This is a genomic window from Halosimplex salinum (assembly GCF_003730195.1).
GTDB classification, from domain to species: domain Archaea; phylum Halobacteriota; class Halobacteria; order Halobacteriales; family Haloarculaceae; genus Halosimplex; species Halosimplex salinum.
The window spans coordinates 469,498-492,572 of the sequence record NZ_QWGG01000004.1 but is presented as its reverse complement, the minus strand read 5'-3'; the positions used below and the strand labels follow the sequence as shown (position 1 = coordinate 492,572).

Genomic DNA, 23,075 nt, shown 5'->3' with positions numbered 1-23,075 from the left:
AGAGATACGGATGACGATGAGTGCCGAGGAGGAGCCGTCTACCGCCGACAGAGTCCGACACGCCTGTTCCACCTACTTCACGCTCTTCGTAGCGGCGTCGCTCCTCCTCGCAGTCGGCGGCGTCGTCGTCGCCGCCGACACCCACACCGGCCCGGACGCGACGACCGAACAGCGGACCGTCGGGACCTGGTCGACCGACAGCGGGTTCCACCACGCGGCCGTCGTCCAGCGCGACGTCCGACCGTTCGACCGCGGCGAGGTGCTGCGGAACCGGTCGACGTACTTCTCCACGGTGACGCCCGTCCTCAACGGCACGTACGAGTACGAACACGACGGGGCCGAGTCTGCACGGGTGTCGACCGACCTCACGCTCGTCGTCCGGGCGGTGAGTCGAGCGCCCGAAGGAGGCGTGCTCTGGCAGGAACGCGAGCGAGTCGCCTCCGAGACGGCCGAGTCGCTCCCCGCGGGCGACGAACACCGCGTCCCCTTCGAAGTGAACGTCACCGAACGCATCGAGTACGGCCGCGCCGTCCGGGACGAACTCGGAACGGTCCGCGGGCGGATCGAGGTGCTGGTCGTCGCGGAGACGGAGTCGACGACCACGCTCGGCGACGACTCTCTCGCCGACGAGCGGACCGAGCGCATCGAGATCACGCCCGAGTCGGGGACGTACGACGTCGCGCTCGACCTGTCCGGCCAGCGCGATCAGCCGGTCAGCGAAGCGGTTTCGGTGCCCGTCGACACCGACCCCGTCCGCGCCTACGGGTCACTGCTGGCGGTCCTCGTCGGCGTCCTCGGGGCCGGGGCGCTCGTCTGGGCCGACCGCGACGGGCGTCTCGACGTCCCGGACCACGTCCGGTCGGCGATCGCCGTCGGCCGGGAGCGCGACTCCTTCGACGAGTGGATCTCGACGGGGCGAGTGCCGCCGGTCGGCGACGACCGGGTCGTCACCGTCGACTCGCTGGCGGATCTCGTCGACGTGGCGATCGACTCCGACCGGCGCGTGATCGAGGACGCCGAGGCGGGCACGTTCGTCGTCCTCGACGGTCCGACTCGCTACGAGTACCGGCCTGAAAACGACGACCAGGTCGCGCGGCCGGACGGGCGAGACGGGGCCATCGTGAGCGGGCCTGTCGGGGGCGGGGCGACCGAGAACGGCGACAGCGAGGTGCTGAGAGACGAGGACGAAGAGGTGCCGGGAGACGAAGACGGCGAGGTGCCGTCGGCCGACGAGTAGTCACTCGAAGCGGTCGATCCGGTACTCGCTCACGTCGAAGTCGGTCTCGCCGTCGAGGGCGAGGTCGGTCAGAATCTCGCCGAGGACGGGCGCGAACTTGTAGCCCCGGCCCGAGAGGCCAGCGGCGACGGCGACGCGACCGGCTTCGAGCGTGTCGAGGACGAACTGGCCGTCCGGCGAGTTGGTGACCAGCCCGGTGTTCAGCCGCAGGGTCGATCCGGCGGCGCCGGGGACGTACTGCCGGGCGAACTCCCGCAGCGGGCGCTCGTCGGCCTGCGTCGGTTCCGACAGGTCGTCGGGCGCCGTCGGCCTGAAGTCGCCGCGGCCGAACTTCATCCCCGGGAGGTCGATGCCGGGGACGCCGTAGTAGTTCTCGCCCGCGACCGTGGCGACGAACGGCGGCAAGCGGCTCTCGGAGTCGTCGGACTGCTCGCTCACCTCGTCGCCCGCACCGCGCAACACCCGCTCGCCGTTCGGGCCGAACCACGCCGTCGCGTGTCGACACGGTTCCAGCACGCCGTCGAGGGCATCGACCGCTCGCGCGGCCCAGGCGCCCGCGGTGACGACGAGCCGGTCCGCCTCGTAGGTGTCGCGGTCCGTGTCGACGCGGACGCCGTCGTCGCGCGCCGTCCAGTCGACCACTCGTTCGCGCGCCCGGACTGTCGCACCGTTGTCTATCGCGGCGGCGACGTGCGCGACGATGCCCCGTTCCGAGGCGACGACGGCCCCGTCGGGCTGGTAGAGCGCGTCGGTGTCGGCGGGGAAGTCGTAGCCGGGGAACCGCTCGGCGAGGTCGGCGCCCGACAGTTCCTCGTAGTCGAGGCCGTGGCGCTCGCAGGCCCGTCGTGCGCCGGCCACGGGGTCGTCGCTGCCGACCGAAACCGCCAGCGAGCCCGTCTCGGCCACCAGGTCGGTGCCCGCCGCGTCTTCGAGGGCGTGCCACCCCTCGTGGGCGCGGTCGGCCAACGCCATCGCGCCGGGGTCGAGGTCCAGCGACCGCTGCAACAGCCGCGTCCGTCCGTGGGAGGACCCTCTCGTGTGGGGCACGTCGAACCGTTCGAGGCCGAGGACGTCCGCACCGCGGCGCGCGAGGTGATACGTCGCCGCGCTCCCGACGCCCCCGACCCCCAGGACGATCACGTCGTATCGCCCGCCCGTCGGTGTCATGTACCCCTCTGAGCGGGCATCGGGCAAAGTGGTTGCGCCATCGGCCGAGAGAGCGGTCCCCCGTCAGTCCGCCTCCACGCGACGCTCGGCGTAGATCCGCTCGATCGCGTCGTCGTGGACCGACTGGATGTTCCGGCGCTTCTTCTTCATCGACGGCGTCAGCAGGTCGTTCTCGGTCGTCCACTCCCGCGGGACGAGTTCGAACGCCTTGATCCGCTCGACCCGTTCGAGGTCGGCGTTCACGTCCTCGACGGCCTCGCCGACCCACTCCTGGACGCGCTCGTCGCGACAGACCGCCTCGTCGTCGGCCGGCAGGTCGATCCCCTCTCGCTCGGCCCACCGGCGGACCGCCTCGAAGTTGGGGACGACGACCGCACCGACGAACTTCCGCCCGTCGCCGACGACCATCACCTGGTCGACGCGGTCGTTCGTGGCGAAGCGGTCCTCGATCGGCCCCGGCGCGACGTTCTTCCCCGTGGAGAGGACGAGCAACTGCTTCAACCGGTCCTTGAAGCGGAGGTACCCCTCGGGCGTGATCTCGACGATGTCCCCGGTCAGGAAGTACCCGTCCTCGCTGTAGGCCGCCTCCGTCTCGTCCGGCAGGTTCCAGTACCCCGGCGAGACGTTCGGACCCGCGACTTCGAGTTCGCCGACGGGCCCCTCGGCCTCGGGGAACTGGTCCGACCCGACCGCCGACTCGTCGACCCGCGCGTCGAGGTCGGTGACGGGCGGCCCCATCGTCCCCGGTCGGATCGCTTCGGGCGGGTTGACCGAGACCACCGGTGCGGTCTCGGTCAGTCCGTACCCCTCCACGATCGGGATCCCCATCCCGAGGAACATCTCGGCGAGTTCCTGGCTGAGACTGCCGCCGCCGCTGACGAGGAACTCCACCGCGCCACCCATCCGCTCTTTGACCGTCGAGTAGACCAGGCGGTCGGCGAGCGCGTGTCTCGCCCGGAGCCCCATCCCGGGCGAGTCAGTCCGCGCGTACTCGCGAGCGACGTCGACGGCCCACTCGAAGATCCGCTCCTTCGCAGCGGAGCCGCTGGCCTGCTCTCGCATGTTGTCGAAGATGCGTTCGTAGACGCGGGGGACGCTCGCGCCCGTGGTGGGACTGAGTAACTGGAGGTCCTCCGGGAGCGTGTCCGGGCTCTCGGCGTAGCCGACGGTCGCGCCCGAGGCGAACATCAGGAAGTGGCCCGACAGGCGCTCGAAGACGTGCGCCAGCGGCAGGAAGGATATCGTCCGCGAGTGCTCGTTGAGGACCGGCGTGTCGCCCTTGTCGGGACGCGGCCCCATCCGCTTGCGACACTGGTTGACGTTCGCCCTGAAGTTACGGTGGGTGAGCTTGACGCCCTTGGGCTGGCCCGTCGTCCCCGACGTGTAGATGATGCTCGCCAGGTCGTCCGGGTCGCGCGCTTCGACCCATCCCTCGTAGGCATCGGCGTCGTAGGCGTCGTCGCCGCGCTCGTAGAGTTCGCCCATCGAGAGCGAATCGTCGCGGCCCGCCGTGGGCCCGTCGTCGCTCACCTCGTCCATCACGACCGAGAACGACAGGTCGAGGTCGTCTTCCACCTCGCGGACGCGCTCCAGCAGCGACTCGTTGCCGGCGACGACGCCCGTCGCGTTCGGGTCGTCGAGCAGGAACCGGACCTGTTTCGGCGAGGAGTCCGTGTACACCGTGGTGACGCAGGCACCGGCCGCGAGCGCGGCGAAGTCGGCGAGCGCCCACTCCATCCGCGTGTCGGCGAAGATCGCGACCCGGTCGCCCGCCTCGACGCCGAGTTCGCGGAACCCGGCGGCGAGTCGCCGGACGACGTCCCGCATCTCCGTGTAGGTGACGTCGGTGTACTCCCCGGGCGGTGCCTCGGGAATCGCGACAGACGCGAGTGACCGGTCGTACACGCCGCCCTTGTACCGCTGGGCCGCTGCCCCGCCGTGGCGCCCCGCTGCCGACTCGAACATCGACACGAGCGTGTCCATTTCCACTACGTCGTCGGTGTACGACTGTTCCGCGGCCCACCACTGTCCCGTGGGCTCCGGCGAATTCATGCCCGTGCGTACGCCCCGGCCCATGATATATGTTATCGAACGTGTTACCATGGGTTGTCGGTTTACGGCGCCGAAATCGACGGTTCGACGCCGTCAGCGAGGCCGGGGAACCGGCCCCAGTCCGGCACTGGCCGCCGGTCGCGCCGGTCCGGCCGACGGGGAGAACCGTCGCAGACACGCCGGTCTGGCCGACAGAGTGAACCGTCGCGGCCACGCCGTCAGACCGCGTGGCGCGACGGCGGGGTGGATCGGTTCAGGCGGCGCTCTTCGGGAGCGACCGCCTGACTCCCCCGTGTCGGTGTGTCAGTTCGAAGTGGTCAGAGGTTCGTACAGCACTCGACACCACAGCCACACTGTGCCACACAGCACCCACAGAACTTGATGGGCGTGGTGCAGATACCGGCGCTGATGCCACAGCCACAGCAGATGTCGATGCTACAGCTACACTCGGCGCCACAGTCGGCGCCCATCGACACGTCGGACTGTGCCTCCGCGGGCGGGAGCGCGTACTGGTGGAACCCGGGGATCCCGGAGAGGCCGACGTGGTTCGACACCGCCACCAGGTCGTCCTCCGCGACGGACTCCGCGAACTGTCCACGGGTCTCGCGGAGTCCGGCCTCGATGTCGGCGTAGACGCCGGCCAGTTCGCCGTTGCCGCCGTCGTCGTGGATCTCCCGGAGCCGCTCGACCCCAGCGACGTACGCGTCGAAGTGGTCGGTCACCGGGGCTTCCTCGACGTCGAAGACCACGTAGTCGATGGACGGGACCGCGACGTCGTGGTGGATCTCGCCGGCCATGGTCGTCTGGATAGCCGTCTCGCCCGCTTCGGTCACGACGGGGCCGCGGCCGGCGTTGACGCTCATGTCGAACCGTCGGTGGTCGACACTGCCGGTGTACACCGCTTTCTGCATGAGCGAGCCGTCGCCGTCACCCTGCAGGGACGCGGCTTCCTGGAGCCTGCTGTCGACGCCGCTGATGTCGATGGTGGAGGTCACCTTGTCGACCTTGAGCTCGCCGCTCGAGCCAACCGTCCCGGCCGCGAGTTCGGTGGTGTCGCTCGAAACCTTCTCGAGCGCGGTCTCGGTGTCGGTGTCGCTGGACTTGCCCTCGAGCGGGTCGGCCGAGTGGATCAGGTCCTGGCGGCGTCGGACCTCCGTCTCGAACCCGCCGTTTCCGTCGGGCGTCACGGTCGCGACGCGGACCTCGAGGTTACGCGGTGCGTAGCTGCTCGTGGGTTCGGCGCCCAGCGCGGTACCCGTCATGAGCGTCGCTGCCGCCGCGGACATCGCACCGGTGAACGCCCGGCGGGAGATCGAGTTCTCGCCCGAGTCCGTGGCGGTGGCCGACTCCGTCTCGTGGTCGTCGCCACAGCCACAGTCGCCGCTCTGTTCGCTCTGGTGTTTCAGGAGGGCGTACTCCTTGACCAGTCCGCCGAACTCGCGGACGCCGGCCGCGCGAGCGATCCGGGGGATCGCTCGCACACCTTTCGAACAGGACCCGTCCTCGACGTAGTAGAAGTCGTGTTCGGGGCCGTCCGGGTAGAACTGGCGGAGCATCCGCCCGGCTTCCTGACTCTCCAGCGGCAGGATGTCGATCGCACCGTCCGACCCGTCCTGGAGTTTGAAAGCCAGGTGTCGACACACCTGACACTGACCGTCGTACACGACGGTTCCGTTCGAACTCGTTGCCTCCGTATCGTTCGTTTGGTTTGCATTTGCAGCCATACTTTAACCGCAGTTAACACGTTGGGTGGCCTACACATAATAGTTGGCTAGAAACAATTTCCTAGAAACTTTATTTATTCTAGATATACGGGCTGGAACGATGCGCCCGCTCGGGTCGCGTCGAGACGGGCCGATCCCGGTCTCGTGGGGGAGTCCGGTCTCGCGGGGAGTCCGGTCTCGCGGAGCAAACGGCTCCCAGCGGGTGCCCGAGTCGATCCGTCAGAGTTCGGTTCGACGGAACTGCGCGTACCCCGCCGCCGTCGGGAGAACGATCCAGAGCAGGAGGATACCGACCGCGACCCACGATTCCAGGAAGAGGGGCGGGTCGCTCCCGGCGCCCAGGATCGCCCGGAATCCGTCGAGAAGCGGGTGCCCCGCTGGCATCGCTGCCGTGGCTACCACCTGGTAGGCCGACGCGGGAGACAGTCGAACGAAGAAGACGAGCCACTCGGGGAACGGCAGCTCGAACGTCGTCGATCCGCTCGTGAGGAAGTACAGCAGGAACCCGATCGGTTCCCAGAGGAAGTTGAGGAACACGAACGTCGCGAACGCGCCCCACGCGGCACGCGTCGTAGAGCCCGTCGTCGCGGAGACCGCGACCGCGATACTGACGTACGCGACGCCGAGGAGGAACGTCGCGGCCGTGAACACGAGATACTGAACCGGTCGCACCGTCCCGGAGACCGCGTAGAGCGCGACGGCCCCGACGGCGAACCCCGCGAGGATCGAGACGGCGACCACGCAGGACCGGCCGGCGATCTTCCCGGCGACCACGTCGGCCCGGGAATGAGACAGTCCCAGCAGGGTGTAGATGCTTCCGCTCTCGCGTTCGCCGGCGATCGCTCCGTACCCGATCAGGATCGCGATCACCGGGACGAACAGCGCGGCGGGCGATATCAGTCCGATGAGGATGCTCGGGACGGTCGAGTCCCCCACCGCGCCGAAGGCGGGGAACTGCGACGTGAGGACGACTCCGCCCCCGACGAACGCGACGAACAGGATGGTCAACCCGAGCAGGACGCGCGACCGGATCGCGTCCCGGAACTCCTTTCGGGCGACCAGCGTCACGCTCATCGGTCGTCCCCCGTTCCGGTCGTGTAACCGACGAAGAGGTCCTCCAGCGAGGGCTGGCTGGTTTCGAACGTCTCGACTGTCGCCCCCGCGGCCTCGAACTCGGACAGCACGTCCCGCTTCGCAGTGCCGTCGCACGACACCGTGGCGGTCGTCCCGTTCACGGTAACGCCCGCGACGCCCTGCACCGCTTCGACCGCCTCGACCACACCGTCGGGGAGTCGGTCGACCTCGACCGTCAGCGTCGTTTTCGACTCCGCGGTCGCGCGCAAGCCGTCTATCGAGTCGACGGCGATCAACTCGCCGTGGTGGAGGATACCGACGCGGTCACACACCGCTTCGACCTGGTCGAGAACGTGGCTCGAGAAGAACACCGTCGCGCCGCGGTCGGCCTCCGCTCGCACGATCTCGCGGAGTTCGCGCGCGCCGTTCGGGTCGAGTCCGGTCGAGGGCTCGTCGAGGATCAGCAGGTCCGGCGACCCGGCGAGGGCCATCCCGAGCAGGAGACGCTGTGCCATCCCCTTCGAGTACTCGCCGGCTCGTCGACTGGCCTCCTCGGCGAGCCCCACTCGCGACAGGAGCGCGGTCGGATCCTCGTCCGACCCCGCCGATTCGACCGCGAACTCGACGTGTTCTCTCCCGGTCAGCCGGTCGTAAACCGCGCCGCGCTCGTGGAGGACCCCCGTCCGCGCACAGACCCGCTGGGGGTGCTCGCCGACGTCGAGTCCGAGAACGCACACCTCGCCGGCAGTCGGTCGGCTGAACCCCAGTAACAGGTTTATCAGCGTCGTCTTCCCGGCGCCGTTGGGACCGAGGAAGCCGAAAATCTCGCCGCTCGCGACCGTCAGCGAGACGCGCTCCAGGGCGGTGACGTCGCCGTACCGTTTCGTGACGCCGTCCAGATCGATAGCGGGCGTCTCGTCTCCGTGTCCCGGGTCGGCCCCCCGAGACCGTCGGGTCGCCGTGTTACGCGGGCCGGGCATTGGTACGACGGTGGTACAGATAGTGGAGCGAGACTGCGGCACTCAGTCCCGGGACGAATAACCCGAACGCCGCGGTGAGCACGTACGTGGTCCGGTCCACGCCCCAGTTCGACTGATCGGTGGGGTCGGACGACGAGATGTCCCGGTAGAGCGCGTACGGTAACGAGATAGTCCCCAGGAACAGGAGGACACTGACGACGGCGACCAGTGCGACGACCACTGGGTCGTCGAACGAGACCGTCCCGCTCCCGAGGACTGCGGAACCGACTACGTACGCCGCCGCCAGCACGCCCAGGAGATACGAAAACGGGACGAACGTGATCACGTACGCCCACTTCGAGTCGGGTGGAGACGCCGCTGGCTCGCCGGATCGTGCGGTCATGTGGTACGTTTGTCCCTTCTAAAATATATAAATCTGACGGGACGACTACTACCGATATCGGGGGTGTGTCCCGAAGCGCGTCCGAGTGCGGGACGCTTCCAGCGAGTGGTGAACCTTCCAACGAGCGGTGAATCGTCTCTCACCGAACCCGTGTAGAGAATGAGTATCGCGATATGTGGTTTATCGGCGAGCGACGGTCGGACCGGCGACGGTCCGAACGCCCGCGTCTCAGCCGAATAGCTGGCCGAACAGCGCCGATTCGGCCCGTCGGAGCCGTTCGAGAAACGCCGACTTCCCGATCCCCAGTTCGTCGGCGACCTCGGCGGCCGTCGCCTTTCGGGGGATCTCGAAGTAGCCCAGTTCGAGGCCCGCTTCGACGGCGGCGACCTGCGCGGGCGTGAGATTCCAGCGAGCCGCGACCGCCCGCTCGCCGTCGGAATCGAGCGGTGACGCGCGTTCGACCGTGATCCCGACCGTCTCGCCGGCGGCTTCGAGGACGCCCTGCAACACGTCGCGGCCGACGACGGCCCCCGCGTAGAACCCTTGGCCGTCCCGGTAGCGCAGCGACTCGGCGAGAAACCCCGCGTTCGTCAGTTCGTGGACCACGCAGGGGGCCTTCGAGAGACAGCGGTAGATCTCGCGCCCGTTCGTCGACGCGACGTGCAGGTACCGGACCCGCTCGTCGGCGTCGAGCGCCGCCCCCACGCCCGCGTCGGCCGGCGCGCTCGCCTGCAGGAGGACGTTCCCGTCTCTCCGCAGTTGCGGCGGTCGAGCGTCTATCGTCGTCCCGGCGGTCCCCGACGCGCGCGCGAGCGGACAGTCGTCCCCCGTCACCCGGAACTCGACCACGAGACACTGGTCGATCATCCCCGTCACGTACCGGTCGGCGGCATATAAACCCGCGATATAGACGGGTCAATACGTACCCGCCCCAGAATCGTAACGATTAATATGGATATTGAGACGGTGAAAGCCAGGGCCGGGCCGCGAGAGTTCGGGCGGGCCGACGATATGCCCGAGGAGTATCGGGAGGCGGCGACGCGGATGCTCCAGTTCCACGCGAACAGCGAGATCATGGGGGCCTACCTGGAGAAGCCGTTCATCCGGCAGTCTCCGAGCGTCGACCGGAAACTCGCCTTCAGCGCGAAGGTGCAAGACGAGATCGGTCACGGCCAGTTGCTGTACCGCGCGGCGGAGGCGCTGGGGGTCAAGACGCGGGAGGAGATGCTGGACGAGCTCGCCCGCGGGGACGGGAAGTTCCTCAACTGCTTTCACTACGAGATGACCGACTGGGCGGAGACGCCGATGATCGCCTTCTTCGTCGACGGCGCGGCGATGAAACGCCAGGCCACGCTCAAGCAGTCCAGCTGGACGCCCTACGCCCACGCGATGGACAAGATCTGTTTCGAGGAGGGGTTCCACGTCAAGCACGGCGAGGACATCATGCGAGAACTCGCCACCGGATCGCGCAAGGAGCAGCGACTCCTGCAGGAGGCCTTCGACGAGTGGTGGCCGCGCATCCTCCAGTTCTTCGGGCCGACCGACGACAGGAGCACCCACCACGACTTCGCCGCCGACGTGGGCCTGAAGACCATGACCAACGACGAACTGCGCAACCAGTTCCTCAACGCCTACGTCCCGAAAGCGCGCAAGTACGGGCTGGAGATCCCCGACGAACCTCGGATTCGGACTGACGAGGACGGGGAGTACTACGAGGTAGTCGAGGCGGACCTCGACTGGGACGAGTTCTTCGCCATCGCGAAAAACGAGTATCCCGAGGGCCTCGACCAGATCGACGGCCGCGCGACGGCCAGGGAGGCCGTCGCGTGGGTCCGCGACTCGCTGACGGAAGCCGATGCCGGGGGACCCGGCGCGACGGCCTCGGCGGGAGGGGATTGACGATGCGCTGGGAGGTGTTCCGGCAGGCCAAGCGGGGGGACTATCACAAACACTGCGGCGACGTGCACGCCCCCGACCGGGAGATGGCGACGCTGTTCGCCCAGATCCAGCACGGGCGGCGGATGACGACCGAGAGCCTGTGGGTCGTCCCGAGCGAGGAAGTCACCGAGATCGACGCCGACGACACCGCCTTCGGCGGGCGGACGGACAAGGCCTACCGCTGGGCGACGGCGTACAACGTCGACGCGAGTTTCGCCCAGGAGGTGGCCGACTCCGAGGAAGAGCAGGCCGAAGTGGAACAGTCACGGGGTGACGACTGATGGCCCCGCTCCGAGCACTGGCCGACCTCGACGACGAGGAGCGGGCGGCCGCCGAGTCCCTCCTGTTCAGGCTCGCCGACGACGAGTTCGTCATCGCCGAGCGCTACACGGAGTGGCAGGTCGTCGCGCCCACGCTCGAATCGGACCTCGCGCTCTCGAACATCGCACAGGACGAACTCGGGCACGCGCGCGTGTGGTTCGACGCGCTCGGCGAACTGGGGTACTCCGAACGGGACCTCGTCTGGGAGCGCGACCCCGGGGCGTTCCGACACAGCACGCTCGTCGAGCTACCCTTCGCGGAGGGCGACTGGGCCGACCCGATCCTCCGCGGGTACCTCTACGACGTGGCCGAGGACCTCCGTCTCGACGCCGTCGCCGGGTCGGACGTCCGCGAGCTCGTCGACCCCGTCGAGAAGATCCGGAGCGAGGAGGAGTACCACCTCGAACACGCCCAGAACTGGCTCGAACGGCTCTGCGACGACGACGCGGGTCGGGAGCGCGTCCAGTCTGCCGCGGACCGACTGGTCCCTCACGCGCTGACGCTGTGGGTCCCCGGACCGGCGGCGTCCGCGATCGATTCCAGCGGGCTCCGCGGCGAGTCCCTCGACGCCACGCGTCGGCAGTGGCTCGACACCGTGGCCTCGTTCCTGGAGAGCCTCGGTCTGACCGTCCCGCTCGACCCGGGCGACGACCCGACGGAGTCGCTCCCCGACTCCGTGGGCAGCGACGGAAACCACACGGACCACTGGCCACGACTCCACGACGAACTGACGGAGACCTACCGCGAACTGGGTCGGAGCGACGTGCGACGCCTTCGGGGTGAGGGGACGTGAGCGGCGCGTTTTCTGGCGACGAGTCGGCTTCGACGGAGGGCGAGAGCGGTGACGACTCGGACCCGACACCGTGTGCATACACCGATTATCGCGATACAGAATCTGAGACCGGACGGGATCTGCCGCCTACAGGTGCCGACGCGGAGGGCGTCGAATCGCGGGTCTGGGGCGCGCTCCGCGGCGTCGAGGACCCGGAGATGCCCGTCAGCGTGGTCGACCTCGGGCTGATCTACGACGTGAGCGTCGAGGACGGCGTCGCGTCCGTCGAGATGACGCTCACGTACACGGGGTGTCCCGCGCGGTCGATGCTCACCGACGAGATAGAACAGGCGGCCGCCAGCGCCGAGGGCGTCGAGACGGCCGACGTGCGACTGGTGTGGTCGCCCGAGTGGACCCTCGAACGAGTGACCGAGGACGGCCGCGAGGCGCTCCGGGAGTTCGGGGTGAGCATCTGATGGGGCATCTTGGTACCGACCCGAGTGTCGACGCGGGGGGCGACGAGACCGGCGCGGTCGCCTGCCCGTACTGCGGGTCGACCGACACCGAGCGCGAGCATCCGAAGGGGCCGTCGCTCTGTCGGTCGATGCACTACTGCAACGAGTGCGACCAGCCCTTCGAGGCGATGTCCGACTGAAGACTCTTCACCCCCTGTGTCCAACGGGGCGCATGCGCGTTCACGCCGTCGTCCTCGTCGCCGCGCTGGCGCTCACCGCCGGCTGTGGGGCACTCGGAACCCAATCGGCAGAGACACCGTCCGCCTCGCCCGCACCGACCGCGACGGGGACGGCCGAACCGTGTGACACCGACCTCCTCCTGTCCAGCGACGGGAACGAACACGTGACGCCGAAGCCGTTCCCGGACGACCGGCCCGCCCTCGAACCGGAGACCGTCGCGCGATTCGCCCGCGACTACGAGCGGGTGTTCGCCCACAACCACGAACTCGGTGAACGGGCCCGCGACGTGACCGTCGAGTTACAGGGCACCACGGTGACGGCCGTCGACGACGCCTTCCGGGTCCGTATCCACGTCTGGACGCGGACGACCGTCGGGACGCCCGAGGGAACGGTGACGGACGGGCCGGGCGTGACGACCAGAGGGTCGTTCTACGACGCCCACTACTTCGTCTCGACGTCGACGCTCCGTCGGGCAGAGACCGACCGGCACGGCTCACTCCCCGACGCGGACCTCTCGTCGTCGGGGGTCACGCTGGCGTGCTGGGAGTGAGCGGCGTTCGTCGACTCTTCTCGTCTGGACGTGTCTTGAGTACGAACCGACGAGTAAACACATTCGAGCGACACGGAACACCAGTCAAGGGACGAAAATCGTTAATTCACTCAACGTGGTACTCTCGATAGTGGGGAGTGATACCAATACACAAGGACATGCGACCGAGACGGACGGGGGACCGTAGTAGCGGGGGGAGCGAGCGACGACCGTCGTCCGGGCGACGAGTCACAACCGAATCGGACGGTGCGAAACGCGGACACTGGGGTGAGACAGATGTCACAATCAGACATAGACGAAATAAGCGAGGAGGACAGTGAACTCGACCGAGAGGAGGAGAGCGAACTGGTCGGCGGAGTGAGTGAGGAACGACTCTCGAAGTACCTGGAACTGCGGGGGGAGTATCTCGACCGACTCGAGGAGCACGACCTGACAGACACGACACCGAGAGAGGGGGCGTGGGCCGACTACTGTTCGGAGCACCCCGACGATCCGGTCTGCCAGCGGATACGGGACGCGAACCCACCGCGGCCGGTACAGGACTCGATGAACGAGTATCTCGACGCCCGCGAGGAGTATCTGGACGACCTCAAGGAGAACGACCTGCTGGACCTGGAGTCCCAGTTCGGACAGGCCGGACCCAACTTCAATCTCGGGAACGGGGCCGGGCTCGGAACCGGATTCGGCGGCGGGAACGCCGCCGGGTTCGGCCAACAGAACCCGTACGCGATGGGCATCTCGTTCGGTGAGGTCATGCGGGCGATAGACGACGTGCAGCGGACCGTATCGGAGGCCAAACAGGTGATCGACACGGTCTCTGGCTGGTTCGGTATGACCGGGCAGGGGATGGGTGCGACAGCGTCGCCACAGTACGGGACGGGCGCGACCGCACCGGGCCAGTACGGCATGGGAATCTCCTTCGGTGAGGTCCTCGGCGCGATCGAGGACGTTCGACGCACGGTAGAGAAGGCGAAGCCGGTGATCGACGAGGTCGTCGGCTGGTTCGGCATGGCCGGCCAACCCGCCCAGGGGATGGGTGCTGCACCGGGCCAGTACGGCATGGGTATCTCCTTCGGAGAGGTCCTCGGCGCTATCGAGGACGTGCGACGCACCGTAGAGAAGGCGAAACCGGTGATCGACGAGGTCGTCGGCTGGTTCAGTATGGCCAGCCAGTCCGCCCAGGCGGGAGGCGTCCCGGGAGCGTCCGGGCAGGGCGCCATGACAGCGGACCCCTACGCCATGGGACTGTTCGACGACGTCGTGGACACGTTCAACGACGTGAAGGACGCCGTCGACAAGGTGACAGACGTGATCGACATCGTCACCGGGGGCGGCGGTGGCAGGGGACCGAGCATCCCGCGTTGGCCACCCGGACCCATCGGTCCGCGCTTCGGCATGGCCGGACAGGGAACGCCGACCTACCAGCCCGCGGCCGGCGGCTACGGAGGCGCCGCGATGGGGACGAGTCCCTACGCGGCGGGGATATCGTTCGACGACGTTCTCGGCGCCATCGAGGACGTCGGGGAGGCCATCGGAAAGGCCAAACCGATCATCGACACGATCGGAGGGTGGTTCGGCACGGCCGGCCAGCCCACCCAGGGGTTCGCTAGCGGCGGGCCCCAGCAGCTGACGCCGCTGCCTGACCAGCCGTTCCCGCCGTGGCCGTGGCCCCCCCAGGCGCCCCTGCCGTTCCCGCCTCAGCCGTGGCCGCAGCTGCCACGGCCGCAGTTCCCACGGGCGCCACAGCCACAGGCTCCACAGCAACACCATCAGCAGGCGCCACAGCAACAGTACCAGCAGCCGCCACAGCAACAGCACCAGGCGACGCCACAGCAACAGCACCAGGCGACGCCACAGCAACAGCACCAGGCGACGCCACAGCAACAGTATCAGCAGGGCTCGCAGGGGATGACCGCTCAGCAGCCGGGACAGGAGTCGGCGAAGAACCGATCGCAGTACTGAACAGTCCAGTGAGGGCGGTCCCGGCGACTCGACCGTCCTCGCCCGAACCGACCAGTCGCGGGTGAAGGGGGCCGGGGTCGGCGTCGCCGACCACAGCGACGCCGGATCTCGTCCGGTCGGCGGCGGCCGCGAGCGCCACGGCACCGCAGCGACGACAGCGAGCGGACGAGCCCCTTGATCTGGGACCACCGACCGAACGACACGCCACGGCGAGCGTTCACAGTGACAATGACCAACGAACGACACGCGACAGAGAGGCCGAAACGGCGGACGCCGGGGGAACCGCCCGACTGGCCCAGTGACAGGGGTATCGACACGCGCCTACCGACAGACGGTGGTCGAGATGACTGATTCGGACGCACCTCCCGACTCGGACACGAGTTCGGACGGCCGGACCGCCGAGCAGGGGGAGGACGCGACGGGTTCGTTCGACATGAACGTCGGCACGCCGGAGGGGTCGGACGAGGAAGACGGTCACCCGGACGCCCCGTCGATGGGTATCGACGTGGACGAGGAGTCCGAGCGCGTCGACGTGCTGGTCGAGATGCGGGTCGAGGAGAACGCCTCGATGTTCAGCATCTACGCCATGGCGGACACCATCGAGGGGTACGACGTCGACCGCGAGTTCGATCCGGTGTGGGTGAAACCGACCGAGGAAGAACGGCTCGGGTTCGACTCCGACTCGGAGGGGGTCGTCCTCGTCCGCGGCCGAGTCGACCGCTCACGGCTCGACGAGGTGAGGAGTCAGGTCGAGAACGTCTGGGAGGACCGAGCGGTCCTCCAGCCGTTCGAGCGGTCCACGGAGACCGGGTCAGGAGAGTCCGTCTCCGCTCCCGAGGAGCCGTTCGAATCCGTCGAGGTCGGCACGGAGGCGGCGGCCGCCGGCGACGTGCACTGTCCGAGCGAGGCCATCGGGTCGCTCGACGACGGGTCGATCACGGAGTACCTCGGCGTCGACGATATCTGGGCCGACGGCGTCCGGGGCGACGGGGTCGTCGTCGGGGTCGTCGACGGGGGGATCACGGCCGAGGGACGGCGGACCGACCCGAGTGACACGAGTCAGCCGGGCTGGCCGGGGGAGAAAGTGCCGAACGTGACCGACGGGTATCCGCCGGACTCGTGGGGGACGACCGGGCGTGACTGGAACTGGCACGGGAACATGACCGCGACGGACGTACTGGGGATCGCACCGGAGGTGGAACTGTACGACATCCGTCTCACGGGGCGGTTCGCGTCGTCGCTGATCAGCGCCGTCGACTGGGCGATACGGAAACACGCGGAGACCGGGACGCCCCACGTGCTGAACGTCAGCGCCGGCATCTATCAGCGCGTCTGGGACCCAGACCTCGCGGAGAGCCCGGACCACCCGGCGACGCGGAAAGTGCTCGAAGCCGTCGACGCTGGCATTATCGTCCTGTTCGCGGCGGGGAACTGCGGGGAGGAGTGCGCGAATCCGAAGTGCCGACTCCGGCCGGACCCCGAGACGGACAACGTCGGCCGGAGCGACAGTATCTGGGGCGTGAACGGTCACGAACGGGTCATCACGGTCGGGGCCGCGTCGCTGGAGGAGAAGCGCCTCGGCTACAGCAGTCAAGGCCCATCGGCGCTGAACGAGGACGGCATCAAGCCCGACTTCTGTTCGATCTCCCACTTCGAGGGGTACAACGACATCGACTCGGGGACGTCGGCCGCGACACCGATCGCGGCGGGCGTCGTCGCGCTGCTGAAACAGGTGAAGCCGGACCTGACGGCCGCCGAGGCGAAGCGGGCCCTCCAGTCGACCGCGAAGGACGTCTCCGAGCCCGGACCGGACTACGACACCGGCGCCGGGATCGTCCAGGCGGCCGACGCCTACGAGGAAGTCCGCCCCGCGTCGTCCCCGGGATTCGACGAGTGGACGGCTGTTACCGGAGACCTCCTCTACTCGCCGGGAGTCGTCTCGACGGCCGACGACCGACTTGACCTGTTCATGTTCGGGTACGATATGGGCCTCTACGTCAAGGAGTTCAGGGGCGGCTCCTGGCAGGACGGGGTGACGCTGGTCAGCGACGAACTGGCGGGACTGTCCGCACCGGCCGTCGCCGCGCGGGACGGGGGTGGCGTCGACGTCTTCGCTGTCGGCCCCGAACGGGAGCTCTACCGACTGACGCTGGACGAGCGGGGCGATCGCTGGGTGCGGCGGAGCGGCTGGGAGAGCGTCGGGAGCGGCCCCTGTCTGTTCGCGCCCGCGGCGGTCGCCCGGGACTCCGGCGTCGACGTGTTCGCCGTCCGCGGTGCCGACGGGGAACGGTACCTCTACCGGAAGCGCTTCGAGGACGGGAGCGGCGAGGACTGGGAGCGACTCGGCGGCGTCTGTACGTCCGCGCCCGCGGCCGTGTCCACGGGTGCGGACGAACTCGACGTCTTCGCACGCGGTGGCGACGGTGCCGTCCACCGCAAGCAGCGACGCGACGGCGAGTGGGGGACGTGGGCGGCCATCGACGGGACCGTGTGCGGCGGGGTCTCGGCGGCGGCCAACGGCGACGCGATCGAACTCTTCGCCAGCGGGTCCGGCGGTCGAGTGGTCCGCTCGGAGTTCTCCGAGGGGTCGTGGAGCGACTGGGAGTCGGTCGGTCGCACGTTCATCGAGACGCCGGAAACGGTCGCTCGCGGCAGTGACGCGGTCGACGTGTTCGCCGTCGCACCCAACACGAACGTGCTCCACAGGACCCGGAGGCGCTGACGGGCCCGGGGGACGTCCACCAGTCCCCCCACCGCGCGACCACGACCGAACGAGTACTACGACACGCCGCGTCGGACTACACTGACGGATCTGGCGGACGACCTCGCGATGGCCGCGTCGGCGTGTAGCGAGGACCTCCACCGCGCCGAAGAACGGGTGACGAAACGGTTCTTCGACGGAGAGAACGAAGCCGTACGGCGACCGCCGACTGAGCGAGCGCCGGCGTCGTCGAGTTCGGACCGTCCGTCAGGTCGCGAAGCGATTCGGGAGAACCGTTTCCGGGTGACGCGAGAGACGGAGCGTATGAGCGTCGATATCGGCGAGACCGACCCGGACGTGCCGCGACGGCCGAGGATCGGAGGAGCGACGGGGCGGTATCTGCTGGCCATCCACCGACTCTCGACCGCGGGAACGGACCGGGTGTCGACGGGAGCGCTCCGGCGGTCGCTCGACGTGAGCGCCGCCAGCGTGACGGAGATGACTGCGAAACTCGGCGACCGGGGGTTCGTCGACTACGAGAAGTACCGGGGAGTGGTCCTGACGGGCCGCGGCGCGTCGCTCGCGGTCGGTCTCTTCCGGCGCTTCTGTGCCGTCACGACATTCTTCGAGTCGGAACTGGACGTGGCCCTCGACGACGAGACGGTCTGCGAGATCGCAGTCACGCTGCCGCGTGACGCCGTCTTCCGTCTCCGGGAGCTCACCGATCGGCCCTGTCTCGACGAGTGCCCCGAGACGGCGAGCGCGCAGGACGGCTGCCCAGTCTAAGTGTCGCAGAACCCGCTCTGCGGGCGGTCGGGCGTTAGTCCGCCTCGAACCGGTCCGTCCAGAGCAGGACGTGCCCGCTCTCGAGCGGGGTCAGTTCCGGCGTCGTCTCGACGTGCGGGTCGAACGCGTGATGGGCGAACGCTCGCCAGAGCACCCGTTCGGGATACGGCCGCTCGGAGCGGTCGACTCCCAGCCGCCTCGCCAGCGCAACGGCGTCGAGTTCTCCCGCTGAAGTCGGGACCGGGAGCGGGCTCGGGAGGTCGTCGAGATCGAGTCCGAACGACGGGAACAGCCGATACGTCGACTCGGAAGCGGGATGGTGGACCTCGCGACGACCCGGATACCGGACGACGAGTTCAGGTGTCACCGCGGACGCGTCCCTGTCGTCCCCCGGGTGTTCGACGCGTCGCCGATCGAGACCGATCCTGCGACGCTCGCCGGACGACACCGCGTACGCGCTCCCGTCGGCGGTGAGTCGGGCGTCCGATTCCGACACCGCTTCGAGCGTGACGTCGGGGAGGGAGTACGACCGAAGGCGGGCGGTCGTGGCGTCCCCGCCGACGGTTCCACCCACGACGACCGTCAGGGCCGCCCCGTCGTCGGTCGCGAGCGGTGGACTCGTCCGAGAATCGGCGTCGAGACCGACGAGGCCGTGCGTCGTCGCGCACGCCGCCGCCCAGTCGTCGGGCGGTGGAGACGACGGAGACAGCGCCGGTCGCCAGTAGAAGATCCGGTGGATCCCGTCCAGTTCGTACGGGACCGCGTCGGGGTAGAACTGGTCGGCGTACCCCGTCGGTTCGAGGTCCGGGTGTTCGAGTTTCAGTTCGACGTACGGGAGCCGGCGGACCAGCGGGGGACGGCCAGTGTCGGGCGACCGCCGTCGCCACTCGACGGCCGCCGTGTCACTCTCTTCAGCGGGCTCGACGTTTCTATCTTCAACGGCTCCCGAGTCTCTATCGGCCATCAGAACGGCGCGTCCGCGCCGTAGCCGCGCGACGACCCGCCGGTTCCGGCCCCCTGCGAGCACCCGCCACCCTGTCCGGGCCGTTCCCGGCCGTCCGCGTCGTCCTCTCCGTCGAACCCGTCTTCGGCCGGAAGCGACTCCTCCATGTCCGCGAGCGTCTCGTTTATCTCCCGGGCCCGGTGGTGCATCTCGTCGACGCGGACGCGGACGACGTCGTACTCGTGTCGGTCGGCCAGCCCCGTCCAGGCGCGAAGCGACCCCTTCGTGAGCGTGTCGCTCTGGGGGCAGAACGGCGTCGTCGGCGTGAACTCCGCCCGGAGCACCGAGGGGTCGTCCGCGTCGCGCGCGTAGCGGTACCCCGCCCCCCGGTGTCGGGTATCGCAGTTGAGTCGCGCGAGGTTGTACCCGAACGTCATGTCGTAGACACCTCGCTCCTCGAACAGCGCTCGCGTCAGGCGGTGGAACGCGAGGTGATCGTCGCCGGTGAGCACGTCGTGTCCGTCGAGGAACCGACCGGGTTCCGGGACGTTCGCCGGGACGAACTCGTCGTAGGCGTCGAAACTGGTCCCGCCACCGTCGCCGCCACCGCCACCGAAGGGTGAACTGAATCCGACCATACGCTCACTCGACCGCGCGGACACAGGTCGGTGTCGCCCAATATATTCGGCCCGGAACTGAGGGGGTCGCGAGGGTTGCGACGGCCGAACGGGTTCTACGCGACGGCCGCGTCCGGTCAGTTCCCGGGACCGACCGTGACCCGAGTGACGTAACCGCCGCACGAACAGCGCCCCTCGCGGGCGATATCGACGGGGCGGTCCACCGACCGCACCGGTTCGTAGAGGTACGACGCGGGGTCGCCGTGGCGTTCGTGCGTGACGAGGTCGACGTGCTCGCCACGTCCGGTCTGTTCGACGGCGTCGACGGCTTCCGCGACGGTCAGTGGACGGTCGGCCGCGTGCTCGTCCGTCTCCAGGTCGGCGACCCACGGTCTGTCGTGGACCCGCCTCGTCACCGGCTCGCGGTCGGCGTACGCTTCGGACACGTTCGTCACCCGCCTCCCCGTCCGCCGTCGGCGGCCCGCTGGACTGGTCCAGGTACCATGACGTGGCAGTCACCAGCGGGCGGCAAAGTGCGTTCGGCCGAATATATCCGCCCGGAGGCTTAGCTCCGGTCGGTTCGATCCGCCACCGAGGGGAACTCACCCACATGTCAGAGTCAGAGACGCGGACGGCCGCGAGCGCGGCGGACGCGCTCTTCGACAGGTACACGCTCCCGAAAGTCGCGCTTGCCGTCATCCTGACGGCGTCGCTCGTCGGGACGTGGGTGACCACGACGCTGAACGGGCACGCGAGCGCGGCCCTCGCGGCGACGAAGTGGGCCTATTTCGTCGCGCTCGGGGTCCTCACCGGCGGCCTCGTCTGGAAGCACGCGTTCGTCCGGCCGGCGGATCTCGATACCGGGTCCGCCGACTACTGCGCCGAGATGTACGCTCGGTTCGACCGCATCGCGACCGGAGCACTGGCCGTGCTCGCCGTCGGCGGCGCCGTCGTTCTCGCAGGTTTCCGTGCCTCGCTCGGCCCCACGCCCGCCGTCTACGCGTTCGTCGCGTCGTTGGTAGCATTGCTCCCGCTCGCGGCGGTCGCGACCCGTCACGACGGATCGGTCGAGGCCCAGTTCCGGAGTCCGACGGGGCTCGCGTCGCTGGCGCTCGCACTCGCGGTCGTGGTCGCGACGGCCGGTGCCGAAGTCGCGGTGCGGAGCGGCGACCCGGTCGCCGTCGGAGTTCGCGTCATGCACCTCCTGGCGTTCGCGGCGTGGATCGGCGGCGCGGTCTGGAACATCTTCGTCGCGGTGCCGGCCGGGAAGCGACGGCCGACGCTCGCCGTGGTTCGCGCCGCCGGCGAGCAACTCGAACGGTTCCGCTGGACGGTCAGGCTCGTCATCCCGACGTTGCTCCTGACCGGACTCTATCAGGCGGTCGACGCGCTCGGGACGACCGTCGGGACGTACCTCGGGAGCGTCGTCGGCCTCGCCGTCCTCGCGAAGGTCGCCGCCATCGGCCTTCTGTTCGTCATCTTCCTGCTCTGTCCGATGTGGCGGGCGTGTTCACCCGTCGAAGGGGTGTGTGACCTCGACGACCTCGGCTGGAGCGACCCGAAGACCGAGCGCCCGGCGGACAGTGGCAGACCCGACGGCAGTTCGGAGGTGCCGGGCGATGACTGAGCCCGCCATCCCGGACACCGCCCCCGACGTGGACCCGGACAGGACCGTCGACAATCGGGGTCGCGGCTGTGCAAGCGGGATCGCTCGTGTCCAGCGGGCGCTCGAAGACCTCCCCGACGGCGCGGTGCTGGTCGTGAAGAGCACCGACAGGCGGGCGAAATCGGAGTACCCGCAGCTAGCGGCCCAGACGCCCCACGAACTGCTCGCCATCGAGAGCGAGCGCGGTCGATTACTGCGGAAAGAGTACACGACGTATCTGGAGATCCACGAAGCGTGAAACCGCGGCGGCCGTCGCGCGGAGCGGGCCCGAAGGGTGTTTCCGTCGCGCAGCCGGCTTCAGAACGGCGCGTCCGTCGGTCCGGATCTGTCGTTGGCCCCGCCGCCGTGTCCGTGGCTTTCGTGTCCGTGCCCCCCGTGTCCGTGACTCCCGTGCTCGTGACCGCAGCCACCGTGTCCACTACCGATCTCGCCGTCGCTCGCCTCTGCGCCCGCTGCCTTCCCGATCCGGACCCTGAACTCGCCCTGCTCTCGCTGCTGGTACTCCCAGCGGAACGCCGGCCCGGCCTCCGCATCGAACTGGTGGTACAGCGGCTTGGGGTCGTGGTCGTTCACGAGGACGAACGCCTCGCCGGACTCCAGTTCGTCGTACGCGTCGAAGATGCGCTCGTGTCGCTGGGCCGGCGGGAGGTCCCGAACGTCCAGCTCCGACGTGACGGTGAGCGAGTCCTCGGCGGACGACCCGTCGTGCTCTGCCGACGCCCCGTCGGCTCCCCCGCTCTCTTTCGTGATCTGGACGCGACAGCGACCGGGTTCGTTCTCGACGACGTCCCACGAAAACGAGTCGCCGTATCGCTCGACGAACTCGCGACGGAGCGGACGTGGTTCGTGGGGTGCGACGATCTCCATCGTCGCGCCCTCGGGGACGTTCCCGTACCGGTGGTGGATCGTCGGGTGGCGCTCCCGCTTGTCGATCTCGCGGACGTCGAACTTCGCGGCGACGTCGTCGCCTCCCGAATCCGACTCGGAAGCGTCGGTCTTGACGACCTCGACGCGCCACTCCGAGGGGTCCTCGCTCGTGTACTCCCACTCGAACGTCTCGCCGCGCGTCGACCTGAGTTCGTGGTACAGCGGCTTGGGGTCGTGGTCGTTCACGAGGACGAACCCCTGACCGGGGTCGAGGAAGTCGAACGTGTCGGTGAGGACCTCGTGGCGTCGCTGGGGCGGCATCTCGCGCACGTCGAACTCGACGAGGTCGTCGTCGCCGATCGGTTCCCCGCTCCGCACCGTGACCGTTCGCGTCTCGTCGTCTCCCCGGTCGGTCCGCCACTCGAGTCGGGCGCCGCGTTCGATCTGGTAGTGATGGAGGAGGACGCCCACGGCGCGGTCAGCGACGAGAGTGACCGACTCGTCGGCGCCGAGGTCGTCGAGCGTCTCGAAGATCCGGTCGCGGTGGTCCGCTCGCGGGAGCGAACGGAGGTCGAGTTCGGAAGTCATCGCGTCTCGATAGGACGAGGAGACGGATAGGTCCGTTCGCGAATCGCTTCGCG

23 protein-coding genes and 1 pseudogene are annotated in these 23,075 nt (G+C 68.7%); 13 read left to right on the top strand and 11 right to left on the bottom strand.

Features of this window, described 5'->3' with window-relative positions; all coding sequences use genetic code 11:
* Positions 1 to 16 precede the first annotated feature (16 nt).
* On the top strand, positions 17 to 1,237 hold the full coding sequence (locus D1409_RS13720; RefSeq protein ID WP_123537542.1) for a DUF5305 domain-containing protein: 1,221 nt from the start codon (positions 17 to 19) through the stop codon (positions 1,235 to 1,237).
* On the opposite strand, the gene solA is transcribed toward D1409_RS13720, so the two are convergent.
* From solA to D1409_RS13685, 7 genes are all read right to left on the bottom strand, one after another.
* The gene (gene solA, locus D1409_RS13715; RefSeq protein ID WP_123537541.1) at positions 1,238 to 2,404 is read right to left on the bottom strand and encodes an N-methyl-L-tryptophan oxidase; all 1,167 of its coding nucleotides are present in this window, start codon (positions 2,402 to 2,404) and stop codon (positions 1,238 to 1,240) included. It abuts the gene before it with no gap.
* Between the two features lie 63 nt (positions 2,405 to 2,467).
* On the bottom strand, positions 2,468 to 4,456 hold the full coding sequence (locus tag D1409_RS13710; RefSeq protein ID WP_206425053.1) for an AMP-dependent synthetase/ligase: 1,989 nt from the start codon (positions 4,454 to 4,456) through the stop codon (positions 2,468 to 2,470).
* 317 nt (positions 4,457 to 4,773) lie between these two features.
* Complete coding sequence (locus D1409_RS13705; RefSeq protein WP_164471683.1) at positions 4,774 to 6,180, bottom strand: thiol-disulfide oxidoreductase DCC family protein; 1,407 nt, start codon at positions 6,178 to 6,180, stop codon at positions 4,774 to 4,776.
* Between the two features lie 219 nt (positions 6,181 to 6,399).
* Positions 6,400 to 7,254: an ABC transporter permease gene (locus D1409_RS13700; protein WP_123537538.1), complete on the bottom strand. Its 855-nt coding sequence runs from the start codon at positions 7,252 to 7,254 to the stop codon at positions 6,400 to 6,402.
* On the bottom strand, positions 7,251 to 8,234 hold the full coding sequence (locus D1409_RS13695; RefSeq protein WP_123537537.1) for an ABC transporter ATP-binding protein: 984 nt from the start codon (positions 8,232 to 8,234) through the stop codon (positions 7,251 to 7,253). The genes D1409_RS13700 and D1409_RS13695 overlap by 4 nt, the downstream gene beginning before the upstream one ends.
* Positions 8,218 to 8,616 (bottom strand): hypothetical protein, encoded by a 399-nt coding sequence (locus D1409_RS13690; RefSeq protein ID WP_123537536.1) that lies wholly within the window; start codon positions 8,614 to 8,616, stop codon positions 8,218 to 8,220. The genes D1409_RS13695 and D1409_RS13690 overlap by 17 nt, the downstream gene beginning before the upstream one ends.
* A 228-nt stretch (positions 8,617 to 8,844) precedes the next feature.
* Positions 8,845 to 9,483, bottom strand: a complete 639-nt coding sequence (locus D1409_RS13685) for a helix-turn-helix domain-containing protein (RefSeq protein WP_123537535.1) — start codon at positions 9,481 to 9,483, stop codon at positions 8,845 to 8,847.
* Between the two features lie 84 nt (positions 9,484 to 9,567).
* Between D1409_RS13685 and paaA the strand changes: the two genes are divergently transcribed.
* From paaA to D1409_RS24560, 10 genes and pseudogenes are all read left to right on the top strand, one after another.
* The gene (gene paaA / locus D1409_RS13680; protein WP_123537534.1) at positions 9,568 to 10,515 is read left to right on the top strand and encodes a 1,2-phenylacetyl-CoA epoxidase subunit PaaA; all 948 of its coding nucleotides are present in this window, start codon (positions 9,568 to 9,570) and stop codon (positions 10,513 to 10,515) included.
* Between the two features lie 2 nt (positions 10,516 to 10,517).
* Positions 10,518 to 10,835 (top strand): 1,2-phenylacetyl-CoA epoxidase subunit PaaB, encoded by a 318-nt coding sequence (gene paaB / locus D1409_RS13675; RefSeq protein ID WP_123537533.1) that lies wholly within the window; start codon positions 10,518 to 10,520, stop codon positions 10,833 to 10,835.
* Entirely contained in the window at positions 10,835 to 11,668 is an 834-nt protein-coding gene (gene paaC / locus D1409_RS13670; protein ID WP_123537532.1) for a 1,2-phenylacetyl-CoA epoxidase subunit PaaC, read from the top strand. Before paaB ends, paaC begins: the two co-directional genes overlap by 1 nt.
* Positions 11,665 to 12,123: a 1,2-phenylacetyl-CoA epoxidase subunit PaaD gene (paaD, locus tag D1409_RS13665; protein WP_123537531.1), complete on the top strand. Its 459-nt coding sequence runs from the start codon at positions 11,665 to 11,667 to the stop codon at positions 12,121 to 12,123. The genes paaC and paaD overlap by 4 nt, the downstream gene beginning before the upstream one ends.
* Positions 12,123 to 12,302 carry a 1,2-phenylacetyl-CoA epoxidase subunit PaaE gene (gene paaE / locus D1409_RS13660; protein WP_123537530.1) on the top strand — a complete coding sequence of 60 codons (180 nt, stop codon included), beginning with the start codon at positions 12,123 to 12,125 and terminating at the stop codon, positions 12,300 to 12,302. Before paaD ends, paaE begins: the two co-directional genes overlap by 1 nt.
* Before the next feature lie 32 nt (positions 12,303 to 12,334).
* The gene (locus D1409_RS13655) at positions 12,335 to 12,892 is read left to right on the top strand and encodes a hypothetical protein (RefSeq protein ID WP_123537529.1); all 558 of its coding nucleotides are present in this window, start codon (positions 12,335 to 12,337) and stop codon (positions 12,890 to 12,892) included.
* Positions 12,893 to 13,168: 276 nt separating this feature from the next.
* Positions 13,169 to 14,854: a hypothetical protein gene (locus tag D1409_RS13650; RefSeq protein ID WP_164471649.1), complete on the top strand. Its 1,686-nt coding sequence runs from the start codon at positions 13,169 to 13,171 to the stop codon at positions 14,852 to 14,854.
* Between the two features lie 343 nt (positions 14,855 to 15,197).
* Positions 15,198 to 17,576, top strand: coding sequence for a S8 family serine peptidase (locus tag D1409_RS13645; protein ID WP_164471682.1), 2,379 nt, complete (start codon positions 15,198 to 15,200; stop codon positions 17,574 to 17,576).
* A gap of 66 nt (positions 17,577 to 17,642) precedes the next feature.
* Positions 17,643 to 17,726, top strand: a pseudogene (locus D1409_RS13640) (helix-turn-helix domain-containing protein); the annotation flags it as partial.
* 153 nt (positions 17,727 to 17,879) lie between these two features.
* Positions 17,880 to 18,341, top strand: a complete 462-nt coding sequence (locus tag D1409_RS24560; protein ID WP_164471681.1) for a metal-dependent transcriptional regulator — start codon at positions 17,880 to 17,882, stop codon at positions 18,339 to 18,341.
* A gap of 34 nt (positions 18,342 to 18,375) precedes the next feature.
* Here the strand turns inward: D1409_RS24560 and D1409_RS13635 are convergent, their stop codons facing one another.
* The 3 genes from D1409_RS13635 to D1409_RS13625 all read right to left on the bottom strand — a co-directional run bounded on the left by D1409_RS13635 (position 18,376) and on the right by D1409_RS13625 (position 20,356).
* Positions 18,376 to 19,305: a hypothetical protein gene (locus D1409_RS13635; protein ID WP_206425052.1), complete on the bottom strand. Its 930-nt coding sequence runs from the start codon at positions 19,303 to 19,305 to the stop codon at positions 18,376 to 18,378.
* Positions 19,305 to 19,922: a hypothetical protein gene (locus D1409_RS13630; protein WP_123537526.1), complete on the bottom strand. Its 618-nt coding sequence runs from the start codon at positions 19,920 to 19,922 to the stop codon at positions 19,305 to 19,307. Before D1409_RS13630 ends, D1409_RS13635 begins: the two co-directional genes overlap by 1 nt.
* A 116-nt stretch (positions 19,923 to 20,038) precedes the next feature.
* On the bottom strand, positions 20,039 to 20,356 hold the full coding sequence (locus D1409_RS13625; RefSeq protein ID WP_206425051.1) for a CGCGG family putative rSAM-modified RiPP protein: 318 nt from the start codon (positions 20,354 to 20,356) through the stop codon (positions 20,039 to 20,041).
* A gap of 155 nt (positions 20,357 to 20,511) precedes the next feature.
* Between D1409_RS13625 and D1409_RS13620 the strand changes: the two genes are divergently transcribed.
* Complete coding sequence (locus D1409_RS13620; RefSeq protein WP_123537525.1) at positions 20,512 to 21,528, top strand: hypothetical protein; 1,017 nt, start codon at positions 20,512 to 20,514, stop codon at positions 21,526 to 21,528.
* On the top strand, positions 21,521 to 21,805 hold the full coding sequence (locus D1409_RS13615) for a sulfurtransferase TusA family protein (RefSeq protein WP_123537524.1): 285 nt from the start codon (positions 21,521 to 21,523) through the stop codon (positions 21,803 to 21,805). Before D1409_RS13620 ends, D1409_RS13615 begins: the two co-directional genes overlap by 8 nt.
* Before the next feature lie 59 nt (positions 21,806 to 21,864).
* On the opposite strand, the gene D1409_RS13610 is transcribed toward D1409_RS13615, so the two are convergent.
* On the bottom strand, positions 21,865 to 23,022 hold the full coding sequence (locus D1409_RS13610) for a DUF2249 domain-containing protein (protein WP_123537523.1): 1,158 nt from the start codon (positions 23,020 to 23,022) through the stop codon (positions 21,865 to 21,867).
* Positions 23,023 to 23,075: the final 53 nt, after the last annotated feature.

What these genes read in the sequence shown, in the direction of transcription:
- paaA (WP_123537534.1), top strand. Translation starts at nt 9,568, where the DNA reads ATGGATATTGAGACGGTGAAAGCCAGGGCCGGGCCGCGAGAGTTCGGG.
- D1409_RS13700 (WP_123537538.1), bottom strand. Translation starts at nt 7,254, where the DNA reads ATGAGCGTGACGCTGGTCGCCCGAAAGGAGTTCCGGGACGCGATCCGG.
- D1409_RS13705 (WP_164471683.1), bottom strand. Translation starts at nt 6,180, where the DNA reads ATGGCTGCAAATGCAAACCAAACGAACGATACGGAGGCAACGAGTTCG.
- D1409_RS13685 (WP_123537535.1), bottom strand. Translation starts at nt 9,483, where the DNA reads ATGATCGACCAGTGTCTCGTGGTCGAGTTCCGGGTGACGGGGGACGAC.
- D1409_RS13635 (WP_206425052.1), bottom strand. Translation starts at nt 19,305, where the DNA reads ATGGCCGATAGAGACTCGGGAGCCGTTGAAGATAGAAACGTCGAGCCC.
- D1409_RS13720 (WP_123537542.1), top strand. Translation starts at nt 17, where the DNA reads ATGAGTGCCGAGGAGGAGCCGTCTACCGCCGACAGAGTCCGACACGCC.
- paaC (WP_123537532.1), top strand. Translation starts at nt 10,835, where the DNA reads ATGGCCCCGCTCCGAGCACTGGCCGACCTCGACGACGAGGAGCGGGCG.
- D1409_RS13650 (WP_164471649.1), top strand. Translation starts at nt 13,169, where the DNA reads ATGTCACAATCAGACATAGACGAAATAAGCGAGGAGGACAGTGAACTC.
- D1409_RS13645 (WP_164471682.1), top strand. Translation starts at nt 15,198, where the DNA reads ATGACTGATTCGGACGCACCTCCCGACTCGGACACGAGTTCGGACGGC.
- D1409_RS13630 (WP_123537526.1), bottom strand. Translation starts at nt 19,922, where the DNA reads ATGGTCGGATTCAGTTCACCCTTCGGTGGCGGTGGCGGCGACGGTGGC.
- D1409_RS13655 (WP_123537529.1), top strand. Translation starts at nt 12,335, where the DNA reads ATGCGCGTTCACGCCGTCGTCCTCGTCGCCGCGCTGGCGCTCACCGCC.
- D1409_RS13710 (WP_206425053.1), bottom strand. Translation starts at nt 4,456, where the DNA reads ATGAATTCGCCGGAGCCCACGGGACAGTGGTGGGCCGCGGAACAGTCG.
- D1409_RS13615 (WP_123537524.1), top strand. Translation starts at nt 21,521, where the DNA reads ATGACTGAGCCCGCCATCCCGGACACCGCCCCCGACGTGGACCCGGAC.
- paaB (WP_123537533.1), top strand. Translation starts at nt 10,518, where the DNA reads ATGCGCTGGGAGGTGTTCCGGCAGGCCAAGCGGGGGGACTATCACAAA.
- D1409_RS13695 (WP_123537537.1), bottom strand. Translation starts at nt 8,234, where the DNA reads ATGCCCGGCCCGCGTAACACGGCGACCCGACGGTCTCGGGGGGCCGAC.
- paaE (WP_123537530.1), top strand. Translation starts at nt 12,123, where the DNA reads ATGGGGCATCTTGGTACCGACCCGAGTGTCGACGCGGGGGGCGACGAG.
- solA (WP_123537541.1), bottom strand. Translation starts at nt 2,404, where the DNA reads ATGACACCGACGGGCGGGCGATACGACGTGATCGTCCTGGGGGTCGGG.
- D1409_RS24560 (WP_164471681.1), top strand. Translation starts at nt 17,880, where the DNA reads ATGAGCGTCGATATCGGCGAGACCGACCCGGACGTGCCGCGACGGCCG.
- D1409_RS13690 (WP_123537536.1), bottom strand. Translation starts at nt 8,616, where the DNA reads ATGACCGCACGATCCGGCGAGCCAGCGGCGTCTCCACCCGACTCGAAG.
- D1409_RS13610 (WP_123537523.1), bottom strand. Translation starts at nt 23,022, where the DNA reads ATGACTTCCGAACTCGACCTCCGTTCGCTCCCGCGAGCGGACCACCGC.
- D1409_RS13620 (WP_123537525.1), top strand. Translation starts at nt 20,512, where the DNA reads ATGTCAGAGTCAGAGACGCGGACGGCCGCGAGCGCGGCGGACGCGCTC.